An 11,660-nucleotide genomic window follows, 5' to 3' on the forward strand; every position below is an offset into this window, starting at 1 on the left:
ATTTAACCAGAAGGCGTGTTCTTACTTTTGAAAAGACTATTTATTGTCACCTTACTTACGATCGGCTTTATACCACTTCTTACACAAGCACAAGACATTGAACTTACGGATCCGACCGCAATAGCACCTGCCGAGTATCAGATCCTTGGAGTTACTGTGGAAGGAAATGAAAATACCCGAGAACAATTCATTATCAATACCAGCCTGTTGATCGAGGGTAATACTATTATTTATCCAGGTGATATTGTAAATAATGCTGTAACCCGGCTTTACAGATCGGGATTGTTTTCTGACGTAAAGATATATGTGACAGAGCGTACTGCAACCGGGATCAGGTTTTTGATAGAAGTTGAAGAACAACCCAGGATCTTAGAATACAGGCTTGAAAATATTAAGCGATCAGAACGCCGGGATCTTGAAGAACTCTTGGTATTGACTCCCGGAACCGTGATAACGGAAGCAAGAATAGGGCAAGCTAAAAATACGATCCGTCGTTTTTACAGGCAGAAGGGATTTTGGTATACCACTGTTGAAACCAGTACTGAAGAAGTCGATGGATCTGCAGACCGAGTGCGTTTGATATTTGATATCGATCCCGGAGATAAACTCGAGGTTAAAGACATCGCTTTTAATGGGAATGAAGCTTTTTCCGATCGCAAGCTACTAAGGAAAATGAAGCCCCTTAAAGAAGATGCATGGTGGAAAATTTTTGGTAAAAAGACCTTTAAAGAAGAAGACTTTCAGGAAGGTAAAGAAAGCCTTCTTACCTTTTATCGTGAAAATGGCTTTACGGATATACGGATAGTTGAAGACTCTGTTTATACATATAATTACAGAGGTGATAAAACCGGGATCCGAGTTGAGTTGAATTTGGCTGAGGGACCACAGTATAAAGTTCGAAATATAACCTGGGAAGGGAATACGGTATATGATGACGAGACACTGACTGAGTCACTTGGCTTTGAGAAAGGTGAGGTCTTTAATGAAAGTAAGTTTGATGAAAATGTAAACATCAACCAAAGAAACACGGATATAACCAGCCTTTATCAGGATATAGGATATTTGTTCTTTCAGGTTGTTCCCAACATCAGAAAAGTAGCAGAAGATTCACTGGACATCCATTTTGAGATCTATGAAGATGAGATTGCTACTATTCAGGAGGTAAACTTTACCGGTAACACCAGAACGCATGATGATGTTGTTCGTAGAACCCTCAGAACGATACCCGGTAATACTTACAGCCGCCAGGCCATCATAAGAACCATACGGGAACTTGGTCAGCTGGGTTATTTTGATCCACAGAATATCGAGCCGCAGCCCATCCCGAATCGTGAAAACAAAACAGTAGATATTCTTTATAAAGTTGATGATACTCAAAGTACAAGTAATTTTGAGTTTTCCGGGGGGTATGGAGGTGCAGGGATCGGAGTGATATTATCTGCACAGATCAATTTTAACAACTTCTCCATACAAAGAGCTTTTGAAAAAGGCGGATGGACACCAATTCCTTCCGGAGACGGGCAAAAATTGTCACTTGGTGTGCAAGTAACAGGAACCGGTTATCAAAGCTATAGTTTTGGCTTTCAGGAGCCTTGGTTTAGAGGAAGACCGACTTCATTAGGATTTAATGTTTCATACAACTTATTGAATTATCGAAATTCAAGTGAGAGAAATGAATTATTCTCAACTTCAGTATCCGTTGGTAAGCGACTTAAATGGCCGGATGATTTCTTTTCATATCGTACGATTATAGGTTATCAGCTTTATGATGTAGAGGGTAATCAGGCTTTCTTTGCAGAAGGAACTTCAAGTCTGTTAACTATTGAACAGGTTTTAGAAAGAAACTCACTGGATAATCCAATATCACCGAGCAGTGGATCCAAGTTCAGTATTTCAGGTGAATTTGCACCTCCGCTTCCACGCTTTTCAGAGTACTTCAAATTCCGTACCCAATACCAATATCACGTTCCGGTTGTAGAAAAGTTAGTACTTACAAGTCAGGTTCAATATGGATATATCGGATACTTTACGGATGATAAGCGCAGTGACCTTAAGAAATTCTTGGTAGGGGGTACACAGCTCCAACAGCGCCAAAGTTTCTTGTATGATAACATAGATCTTAGGGGGTATCCCGGTGGCACAAGACAAAGTATCGCACCTATAGAAGAAGGACGAAAGGTAGGAGGTACTATGTTCAGCAAATATTCATTAGAGTTAAGATATCCTGCTATTTCAAGTGAACAAATTCAGGTAATACCATATGCATTTGTTGACGCCGGAAATTCTTATCTTGATTTTCAAGACTTTGACCCATTTAAAGTTAAAAGATCTGTCGGATTTGGAGCCCGCTTATATCTACCTGTGTTAGGTTTGGTTGATCTGAGTTATGGTTACAGACTTGATGGAGTAGAAGTACCCGGTGGAACTGGCAATGTGCTTCCGGGCAACTGGGAATTCTTGTTTAATATTGGAACACCATTCTAATTATAATGCGAGCGATCAGAAATTTCTTTCTTTTATCGTTTTCACTTCTTTTGATGCCTCAGGTAATGGGGCAGGATCAAAAGATCGGCTTCTTTGAATCAGATTATATACTGGAGCAAATACCGGAGTATAATGGCATAGAACAACAGCTGGATGTGCTAAGTACACAATGGAGGCAGGAGATCAGGGAGCTTGAGAATGAGATCAGAGAGCTTGAAGAAGATTATGAAGCAAAGGAAATACTATATACCGAAGAAATTCGTAATCAGAAAAGGCAGGAAATAGAACAAAAAATTCAAGCTAAGGAACGTTACATAACAGAAAAATTTGGGCCTCAAGGAGAATACTTTAGCCGTCAAAAAGCCTTACTGGAACCTGTACAAAGACAATTATTTAATGCTGTTAGAGTGGTTGCTGAACGGGAACAGGTCGATTTTGTATTTGATCGTTCTGGCGACATCTACTTAGTGTTTGCAAACAATGAATACAATTTGAATGACGAGATACTTGAGCAGCTGGGAATAGAAATTAATGAGTAGTGAAAGAATATTTACCCGAATACTTTATTTTCATAAAAACAAAACAGATCAAATGAACAAAAAACTAATTATAGCTTTATTCCTTTTTGGAAGCTTATTCACTTTTCAGGATGCGATAGCCCAGATAAAAATTGGATATGCTAACCCTGCACGAGTATTAAGTTCTCTGCCGGAAGTAGAACAAGTAGATCAACAGATACAGGCACTCATCGAACAAAGTGATGAAGAGCTTGCTGCTAAAGCAACTGAGCTGCAATCTATATTCACTGACTATGAATCAAACATGAACAACTTGTCTGAACAGGAGAGAGTTACTCGTGAGGAAGAACTGATGGAGATGAATCAGCAGTTTGAGCAGGATCGTGAAAGCATGATGAATAATATCCGTCAAAGAAGAAGTGAACTAATGACTCCGATCATTGAAAAAATGAATAATGCAATGGAAGAAATTGCAGCAGAAATGGAGTTGGATCTTATACTAAATGAAGGTACTTCAACCGGTGATGCTATTGTATTTTTCGCAAATAGTGAAGAACTGGATATTACAGATCGAATTATCGAAAGAATTCAATAATCACAGTTAATAAATAATAATAATAATGAAGAAATTAAGCTTACTTATACTTTCAGTTATCATCGCATTTTCAGCTATTGATACTGTAAAAGCACAAGAAGAATTACAAATTGGTTACGTAAACCCACAAGCTGTTTTAGCTAAAATGCCGGAAATGAGAGCCATACAACAACGCTTGCAAAATTTTGCGGAAAGAAAGCAGCAAGAACTTGCTCAGCAAGAGCAGGAATTCCAAACTGCAGTTGCTGAGTATCAGCAAAAAGCTGGAGTTATTTCTGAAGAAGCGAATCAGCGCGAGCAAGAGCGACTTGGTCAAATGCAGCAGCAATTAACGGTTGCTCAGCAAGAAGCCGAGCAAGCTCTACAGCAAAGAAGACAAGAACTGTTGAGCCCCATGTTCTCTCAAATTGATGCTGCCATTAATTCAGTAGCTGAAGATATGGGACTTACCTATGTCCTGAATACAACCACTTCAAGCGGCGACCAGATCATACTTTATGCATCTCCTGAGTTTCAGGAAAAATATGATATTACAGATGCCGTAATGCAGGAATTGGGTGTGTTTAACTAATTAAATACTCGGTATTATCAAATTATCCAAAGCCGCTCTTAAAGAGCGGCTTTTTTTATTTCACATTCTTTTTACGGTTTTGTATATAATCCTCAAAAATATATCCTCCAAGGTCATCAAGTGAAGCAAAATAGGCTTTGCCCTTGTTAGCTTCGGTCATTTCCCTTACGAAGCTCTGTAAATAAGGATCCTGAGCAATCATAAATGTAGTAATGGTAATTTGATCACGCCGGCATTTGACCGCTTCATCAAGCACTTTGTTGACGATCTTACGGTCTAACCCAAAACTGTTTTTATAGAGTCTTCCATTTTCGATCATACAGGATGGCTTTCCATCTGTGATCATGAAGATCTGTTTATTGGCATATTTTTTACGCTGAAGGATATGTCGCGCTACCTCCAATCCCTGTTTTGTATTGGTATGATATGGACCAACCTTAAGGTATGGCAGATCGTCTACCGCTATTTGCCAGGCCTCATTTCCAAAAGCGACTATGTCCAGGGAGTCTTTAGCATAATTGTTAATGATCAGCTCTGAAAGTGCCATAGCAACCCTTTTGGCCGGTGTGATTCTGTCCTCACCATATAAAATCATAGAGTGACTCAAGTCAATCAAAAGCACAGTTGCAACGGAGGTATAATGATCTGTTTCATAAACTTCCAGATCATCTTCCTGTAGATTGAAGGCATCTATTGAGCTATGGTTCAGCATATTCAGCATAGTCCCAACACTGTCTATTTGGCCTATGTCATCTCCTTGTGTCCATTTGCGTGTCTCTGGTTGCCTTTCAAGTCCACGACCAGTGTGAGGGGATTTATGGGAGCCTAATCCACCTTTCTCTAAATTCTTGAACACTTCTTCAAGGGAACGCTTTCTGATACTGCGTTCCGTTTTCTTTGTCATGATAAACCCGGAACCTTCACGGTCTTTATCGATATATCCACGTTCTTTTAGCTCATCGATAAAATCACCCAGTGAATACCCATCGTCAAATTGGCCGGTGATGTCGTATTCGTTGTCCAGTTCAGTTAACCATTTTAAGGCCTGAGAAACATCCCCGCTTGAAATAGTCAATAACTGCTGGAACAGGTCCCAAAGTGTATCGAAAGGCGTTTTGCCATTTGGATTTGCAAAACGCTCATCCCATTCAAAATATTTAAAGTGCATGGTGTTCCTTTTTCTTTATCAAATACTTACTTAGTCAAATGAGTTCCATATCTTATCATTTCTTTCTCAAAATCAGTAACTAAAATAATGTAAAGACAAGAGTATGGAAAAGTCTGCGAAACCGGATAGGCTAAAGTTTGAACGCCGGTTGTGGAGTGAGGGCTACAACCACATTGTAGGTCTTGATGAGGTTGGAAGAGGATGTCTTGCGGGACCTGTTGTTGCAGCAGGAGTTATATTTGAACCCGGAACAGATATTCCGGAGATAAGAGACAGTAAAGTGGTAACAGAACAAGAGCGTATTCTACTCAGTAAAAAAATTAAGAATAAGGCTGTTTTTTGGAGTATAAAAGAGGGGAGTATTCAAGAGATAAAGGAGTTTAATATATTATGGGCATCTCTTCAAACGATGCAAAAATGTGTGGATGAGATGCATCCTAACCCCGAATATTTGTTAGTTGATGGTAATAGGTACATCAATTCTCTCATTCCATATACCTGTTTGGTTAAGGGGGATGTCCGTTCCATGAGTATAGCTGCCGCATCAATTTTAGCAAAGGTATATCGTGATGAGTTGATGAAGGAATTACATAATGAATACCCGGAATACGGGTGGGATACAAATGTGGGATATCCAACTCCTATCCATAAAAAAGCTTTGAAAGAGTTTGGGTATACTAAATATCACAGGACTACATTTAATCTGGGTACACAAAAGAAAAGGTCTTAATTGCTGCGTTACCTGTAGATGCTGAATTCCCGTTTGTAGAAGTCCATGTTTAGGCATATTGCCAACATAATAGTGTTTGCAAGAAATGCAGACCCTCCATAGCTGACAAAAGGAAGAGGAAGACCAATAACTGGGAGCAATGCAGAGGCACTGCCAACATTAATAAAGAAATGAACAAAGAATACAGCGGTGACGCTTACCGTAACCAACTGTGCAAAGGGATGTTTGTGATTGCCTGCCATGTTAAGTAAACGGATGAAAAGGAATAGAAAAGCTAAAACAACAATAGCTGCTCCTATAAATCCAAATTCCTCACCAATTACACAAAATATGAAATCAGTCCATTGCTCGGGCAAAAACTTGAGTTGGGTTTGAGTTCCTTCTAAAAAACCCTTTCCGGTAAGACCACCGGAACCAATGGCGGTTTTTGCTTGAATTACATTCCATCCCGCACCTGTTGGATCGTAAGAGGGATTTGTAAATGCAGCTATTCGAGCTATTTGGTGAGGCTGTAGCAATTGTGTGATAGCTAGTTGAACACCGGAAACGGTTAAAAATCCAGTGATCAAAGAGGCTATAGAAAGCCAGAGCCTTCGCTGTACGAAAAAGATCACACAGGTTAGAATGACAGCAGCAATCGCACCATAATACCATTCAATAACCGATAAGTAAGCAATAATGGCCGGTGAGATCATAAAAAGTGAAACTCCATAGGGTAATCCTGACCAAAATAACATAACAGGGATCAGAGCTAAAAATATAAGTGCTGTTCCAAGGTCGTTTTGAAGAAAAACTAATGTAGTAGGTATCAGGATGATGACCACAGCAGTAAGTGCGTAACGTACGTTTTCTGCTGAGATATCACGGCGACTGGTAAGATAGTTCGCGGTTGCCAATATGGTGGCTAATTTCATTAACTCACTGCTCTGACCTCCAAAAGGACCGATGCTAAACCAGCTTTTAGCACCATTGATCTCTTTACCAAACATTAAGGTCAATATCATTAAGATGAGCCCAAAGACATAGAATGCATAAGAAAGTTTTATAAAAGATCGGGGTGAGATGAATTGAACACCTATCAAAAGAAAGAAAGATATCGCAACAAAGCCTGCCTGCTTGTAAAAGTTAAGTTGAATACTTTCAGGAAGATATTCTGACACAGGTCCCTGAGTGGCACTGTAAATTGCAATGAGCCCGATCGCAGATAGCAACATCCACGTAAAAAGTACCGACCAGCTGAATTCTCTAAGGTTATTCATCAAGTGGAATGTTTAAGTTATTATTTGCTTCAGGATCGATAGGTTCAAAATTTATGACATGTTCATAGATCCAATTTCTGGAGATCTCGCCCATAAAATATTTTTCAATGATAAGGGAAGCGATCGGGGCAGCAGACCGTGAGGCAAAACCGGCATTTTCAACAAATGCGGTTACTACAATTTCGGGGTTATCAATAGGGGCAAAAGAAGTAAACCAACCGTGATCCAGTCCATGAGGGTTTTGTGCGGTCCCTGTTTTACCGGCTATGTCAATATTTTGGTGATTGGCATACCATCTGCCACTTCCTTCAACCACAACGCCACGCATCCCGCTTTTGATCACGTCAAGATATTCATCCTTTACCCAATCAATTTTCTTACGTTCTGGCTCAAAATTCGTCAACCTTCCATTAGGGTCTTTGATACCCTGTACTAAATGCGGCCTGATCTCATACCCGCCGTTAGCTATAGTACTGGTCATTTGGGCAATTTGTATAGGTGAAACTGAGATCATGCCCTGACCAATTCCAAAATTAAGTACATCACCGAGCCCCCAATAGCGATCTCCAAACCTGTTGTTTAGATAGGTACTGTCAGGAATAATTCCTGAATTGGCATTTGGGAGGTCCACGGCACTTGGTACACCAAGGCCAAAATCCTTTATAAGATCACTCCATTCATTTAGTTTTCCACTTGTAGCAATCTTGTCCATCAACGATAAGAAATAGGTGTTACTGGAAAAAGTAATGGCCTTCTCTAAATCATATTCCCCGACATCAGCCAGGTCACGGTAGGCACGCCCACGAATGTATGCCCCGCTGTTATAAACTTGAGTTTCAGGGGTGATAATGCCAAGGTGTAAACCTATGATACCCATTAATGGTTTGAAGGTAGACCCCGGGGGCTGCCTGCTTGAGATAGCCCGGTTGTATAAAGTAGATGTTGAATCAGCATTTATAGCCTGCCAGTAATCCAGATCTAATCTGCCTGCCAGCCTGTCAAGATCATAGGAAGGCGAACTGACCATTGCCAAAATTGCGCCTGTGTTAGGATTCATGGCTATAACAGCTCCTCTTTTGCCTTCCATTAATTTTTCAGCAAAAATCTGGAGATCGGTATCAAGGGTAGTAATAATATCAGCTCCCTGCACCGGCGTTCGAGTTAGCGTACTGTCTTCAAAATTTCCGAGAGCTTGTCCCAAAGCATTTACCCGTAAATAATTTATGCCCATTTTGCCTCTTAAAGTATCTTGGTAGATCATTTCAAGGCCGCTTTTCCCAACTTTATCGCCCAGCCTGAGAGTAGATAATTGTTGGTACTCATTCTCATTGGCTTCCCTGAGATACCCAAGTAAGTGTGAAGCTTTCATCTCAGTAGGGTAGTGGCGTTTGCTTTCAATCTGATGACCTATGCCCGGCAGTCTCCAAAGATTTTCCTGTATAGCTGAAAAAGTCGAGAAATCGATCTCAGTAAATAATCTTGAAGTTCTGTGCCAGGAATAATTCTGTGCTTCTTGTACGCGTGATGCCAGTAGAGAGTCCGGTATATTGAGAATAGAAGAAAGCAGTGAAATATTACTTTTATCGAAAAGGGAGGGGGTTATGGTGATCGAGAAAATGGGCTCATTATCAACAATGAGCCGGGCATTTCTGTCATAGATCAAGCCTCTGGCGGGGTCAATATACTCTTGCCTTACTGAATTCTCCTGTCCAAGTGCCGCATAAACATCGTATTCTACGATCTGTAGATAAAATACCCGCCCAAGGACAATGAAGGTCAAACCAAAAATGATAACCTGCAAAGCCCGTATGGAAGTTCTATTTGTTTGCCCTGTTGCCATACACCTAATTACCCTTAAAAATGAAAAGTATTGAACCAAGTAATGCTGTGTATAAACTATTTAAGAGGATAAAAATTATAGGGGAAAAGCTTGCGGAGTAAGTATCGGCGAAACTAGCCAAACCCAGGAAAATAATATTGTGTGAAATAGCAGCTATAAATATGACAAGGAAAATTTGCCAAATTAATAATCGGTTTTCCTTTCTACGGTTCAGGAAGTTAAAAGCCATGAAGCATAACAAGGTTTTAGTAAACATATTCAAACCCCAATAGTCAAAAAGAGCATCTTGTAAGAAGCTTAATCCGGCAACGATAAGGATAAGTTTTACCCGGTCATATTTCATGGTTATCCAAAGCACAAAGATGAGCAGGGGATCGGGAGTGGCTCCAAAGAAACTGAGATGCTGAAATACAAATACTTCGGCAAGAATGAAGCTGAAACCTACTAATATGTCTTTATAAGTATCTGTGCTCATTCAAAAAGTTGATTATATTCTTGTTGTAAATTGGATACGTTGGAATCAGGTTCAAATTCAATGATAAAGCCCTGATCAATATCAGCCAGCATCACATAAGGCTTTAGGAAAATACGCTGTGTTTGTCTGCCTGGTTCCGGCTCAGTCCTTACAACTCTGCCAATGGGTATCCCGGCAGGGAACTGGTTACTGCTTCCTGAGGTCTCTACCACATAGCCGCTATCAACGAATATAGTCTTGGGAACAAAATCCATCACCAATTCACCATATATGTCACCGTTCCAGCTTACGATCCCATTAGCTTGATTTTCCTGAATACGTGCGCTAACTCTGAAAAGGGAATTGTAGTATGGCATAACCTGTGAATAATATGTGCCGGTCAATACAATTTTTCCGATCAGTCCATTAGAGTTAACCAGTGGCATACCTTCTTTTAAACCATGGGAGGTTCCGCCATCAACCGTCAGAATATTATTGAGACCGTCCAATTGCTTTCCTACGATGAGGACCGGGGTCATTTCAAAGTTACTTTCCTCACGATAATCTAAGAGCGCTCTCAGCTCCTTATTCTCTTCCTCAATAGCTCGCAAGCGACTCAGTTCATCTTGCAATAAAATATTTTGGCGTTGCAAATAGGTATTTGTATTCAGGGCCTGCCTGTACACCCGGATATTAGCAAGGGGTTCTTCAAGCAGACTGAAGGAAGTAACAGAAATTTTTCGCAGGGTATCTATGCCGCCCTGGTGCCTGCCGATCATGATGGCAAAAGCAAACAGTAAGATGAGGGCAGTTATTATGTAATCTTTAGCATCACTTAATTTGAATGATCTAAATCGCATTCATTTCCGGGGTATTAGGAAATTACCGGTCGGTAATATTCAAGGTTTTCAAGTATAGCACCGGTACCGCGAACTACGGCCGTAAGAGGATCTTCAGCAATATGAACCGGAAGATCTGTAGTCTCCATGATCAATTTATCGAGATTCTTGAGTAGCGCTCCACCGCCTGTCAACATAATACCCCGGTCTAAAATATCAGCTGAGAGTTCAGGCGGAGTTTGTTCCAGTGATTTGGTGATAGATTCCACAATGGTATTAACAGACTCGGCAATAGCTTCCCTGGCATCCTTGGCGGTTATGTGTCTGGTTCTCGGAACTCCGTTTACCAAGTCACGGCCTTTGGTTATCATCTCCAGTTCTTCATCAAGTGGAGCAGCTGATCCGATTTCACATTTGATCTTTTCGGCTGTACGTTCACCGATCAATAAATTATGATTTCTGCGGAAATAGTTGATGATGTCATCATTTAATTCATCCCCACCCAATCGCACTGATTGCGCATAAACAATACCTGAAAGAGCAATGACTGCAATTTCGGTGGTACCTCCACCAATATCAACGATCATACTTCCAACCGGTTCATGTACATCCAAACCAATTCCGATAGCTGCTGCCATCGGTTCATCTACCAAATAAACTTCTTTTGCCCCGGCATGCTCAGCACTGTCACGTACTGCTCGTCGCTCAACTTCTGTAATCCCACTGGGAACACAGATCACCATTTGCCGGGTTGTGGAATACCATTTCATTTTAACCTTCTTGATCATTCCACGGATCATTTGCTCAGCTACTTCAAAGTCAGCAATTACTCCATCTCTGAGAGGGCGAACTGTCCTGATCTTGTTGTGCGTTTTCTCATGCATCAAGCGTGCTTCATGCCCGGTAGCAACAGGTACATTCTGCTGATTTAACGCTACTATAGAAGGTTCGTTCAGTACGATTCCTTCACCGCGAGAGTAAATAAGGGTATTTGCTGTACCCAGATCGATGGCTATATCGGTATAAAGAAAATCTAAGAAGCCTTTTTGAGATTGTTTTTTTGAGTGCTCTGAGGTATTCACGCCGCGAGATTTTGACATTTGCGCTATTTAAGTAAATTGAACATTATGGGATGTAGATCGAAAGAAAATACAATATTGAGATTGTATTTGCGAATGTTTAAGACATGAAAAAAAGGAATT

Annotated in this window: 11 protein-coding genes; 5 read left to right on the forward strand and 6 right to left on the reverse strand. The window is 40.5% G+C overall.

What is annotated here, in order from left to right:
• Positions 1 to 27 precede the first annotated feature (27 nt).
• The 4 genes from bamA to ACFSVN_RS12425 are packed head-to-tail and all read left to right on the forward strand — an operon-like array spanning position 28 to position 4,168.
• Positions 28 to 2,484, forward strand: coding sequence for an outer membrane protein assembly factor BamA (gene bamA / locus ACFSVN_RS12410; protein ID WP_390303239.1), 2,457 nt, complete (start codon positions 28 to 30; stop codon positions 2,482 to 2,484).
• A 5-nt stretch (positions 2,485 to 2,489) separates the two neighbouring features.
• A complete protein-coding gene (locus ACFSVN_RS12415; protein ID WP_390303242.1) occupies positions 2,490 to 3,023 on the forward strand; it encodes an OmpH family outer membrane protein in 534 nt (177 codons plus the stop codon).
• 52 nt (positions 3,024 to 3,075) lie between these two features.
• Positions 3,076 to 3,597, forward strand: a complete 522-nt coding sequence (locus tag ACFSVN_RS12420) for an OmpH family outer membrane protein (RefSeq protein WP_390303245.1) — start codon at positions 3,076 to 3,078, stop codon at positions 3,595 to 3,597.
• Between the two features lie 25 nt (positions 3,598 to 3,622).
• Complete coding sequence (locus tag ACFSVN_RS12425) at positions 3,623 to 4,168, forward strand: OmpH family outer membrane protein (RefSeq protein WP_390303248.1); 546 nt, start codon at positions 3,623 to 3,625, stop codon at positions 4,166 to 4,168.
• A 55-nt stretch (positions 4,169 to 4,223) separates the two neighbouring features.
• Here ACFSVN_RS12425 and ACFSVN_RS12430 read toward each other — a convergent pair whose 3' ends face one another.
• Positions 4,224 to 5,336, reverse strand: coding sequence for a vWA domain-containing protein (locus ACFSVN_RS12430; protein WP_390303251.1), 1,113 nt, complete (start codon positions 5,334 to 5,336; stop codon positions 4,224 to 4,226).
• 103 nt (positions 5,337 to 5,439) lie between these two features.
• Here ACFSVN_RS12430 and ACFSVN_RS12435 point away from each other — a divergent pair, with 103 nt between their 5' ends.
• Positions 5,440 to 6,066, forward strand: coding sequence for a ribonuclease HII (locus ACFSVN_RS12435; protein WP_390303254.1), 627 nt, complete (start codon positions 5,440 to 5,442; stop codon positions 6,064 to 6,066).
• Positions 6,067 to 6,074: 8 nt separating this feature from the next.
• On the opposite strand, the gene rodA is transcribed toward ACFSVN_RS12435, so the two are convergent.
• From rodA to ACFSVN_RS12460, 5 genes are read right to left on the reverse strand one after another with little or no spacing between them, the layout of a single operon-like run.
• Positions 6,075 to 7,325: a rod shape-determining protein RodA gene (gene rodA / locus ACFSVN_RS12440; RefSeq protein WP_390303257.1), complete on the reverse strand. Its 1,251-nt coding sequence runs from the start codon at positions 7,323 to 7,325 to the stop codon at positions 6,075 to 6,077.
• Positions 7,318 to 9,165: a penicillin-binding protein 2 gene (gene mrdA / locus ACFSVN_RS12445; protein WP_390303260.1), complete on the reverse strand. Its 1,848-nt coding sequence runs from the start codon at positions 9,163 to 9,165 to the stop codon at positions 7,318 to 7,320. The genes rodA and mrdA overlap by 8 nt, the downstream gene beginning before the upstream one ends.
• A 4-nt stretch (positions 9,166 to 9,169) precedes the next feature.
• Complete coding sequence (mreD, locus tag ACFSVN_RS12450) at positions 9,170 to 9,640, reverse strand: rod shape-determining protein MreD (protein ID WP_390303263.1); 471 nt, start codon at positions 9,638 to 9,640, stop codon at positions 9,170 to 9,172.
• Positions 9,637 to 10,479: a rod shape-determining protein MreC gene (mreC, locus tag ACFSVN_RS12455; protein WP_390303266.1), complete on the reverse strand. Its 843-nt coding sequence runs from the start codon at positions 10,477 to 10,479 to the stop codon at positions 9,637 to 9,639. The genes mreD and mreC overlap by 4 nt, the downstream gene beginning before the upstream one ends.
• Before the next feature lie 14 nt (positions 10,480 to 10,493).
• Positions 10,494 to 11,558 (reverse strand): rod shape-determining protein, encoded by a 1,065-nt coding sequence (locus ACFSVN_RS12460; protein ID WP_390303269.1) that lies wholly within the window; start codon positions 11,556 to 11,558, stop codon positions 10,494 to 10,496.
• Between the last annotated feature and the right edge of the window lie 102 nt (positions 11,559 to 11,660).

This window comes from Gracilimonas halophila (assembly GCF_042684365.1).
GTDB classification, from domain to species: domain Bacteria; phylum Bacteroidota; class Rhodothermia; order Balneolales; family Balneolaceae; genus Gracilimonas; species Gracilimonas halophila.

Coding starts and splice junctions, on each gene's coding strand:
- ACFSVN_RS12415 (WP_390303242.1), top strand. CDS start 2,490: ATGCGAGCGATCAGAAATTTCTTTCTTTTATCGTTTTCACTTCTTTTG.
- ACFSVN_RS12420 (WP_390303245.1), top strand. CDS start 3,076: ATGAACAAAAAACTAATTATAGCTTTATTCCTTTTTGGAAGCTTATTC.
- ACFSVN_RS12425 (WP_390303248.1), top strand. CDS start 3,623: ATGAAGAAATTAAGCTTACTTATACTTTCAGTTATCATCGCATTTTCA.
- ACFSVN_RS12430 (WP_390303251.1), bottom strand. CDS start 5,336: ATGCACTTTAAATATTTTGAATGGGATGAGCGTTTTGCAAATCCAAAT.
- ACFSVN_RS12435 (WP_390303254.1), top strand. CDS start 5,440: ATGGAAAAGTCTGCGAAACCGGATAGGCTAAAGTTTGAACGCCGGTTG.
- rodA (WP_390303257.1), bottom strand. CDS start 7,325: ATGAATAACCTTAGAGAATTCAGCTGGTCGGTACTTTTTACGTGGATG.
- mrdA (WP_390303260.1), bottom strand. CDS start 9,165: ATGGCAACAGGGCAAACAAATAGAACTTCCATACGGGCTTTGCAGGTT.
- mreD (WP_390303263.1), bottom strand. CDS start 9,640: ATGAGCACAGATACTTATAAAGACATATTAGTAGGTTTCAGCTTCATT.
- mreC (WP_390303266.1), bottom strand. CDS start 10,479: ATGCGATTTAGATCATTCAAATTAAGTGATGCTAAAGATTACATAATA.
- ACFSVN_RS12460 (WP_390303269.1), bottom strand. CDS start 11,558: ATGTCAAAATCTCGCGGCGTGAATACCTCAGAGCACTCAAAAAAACAA.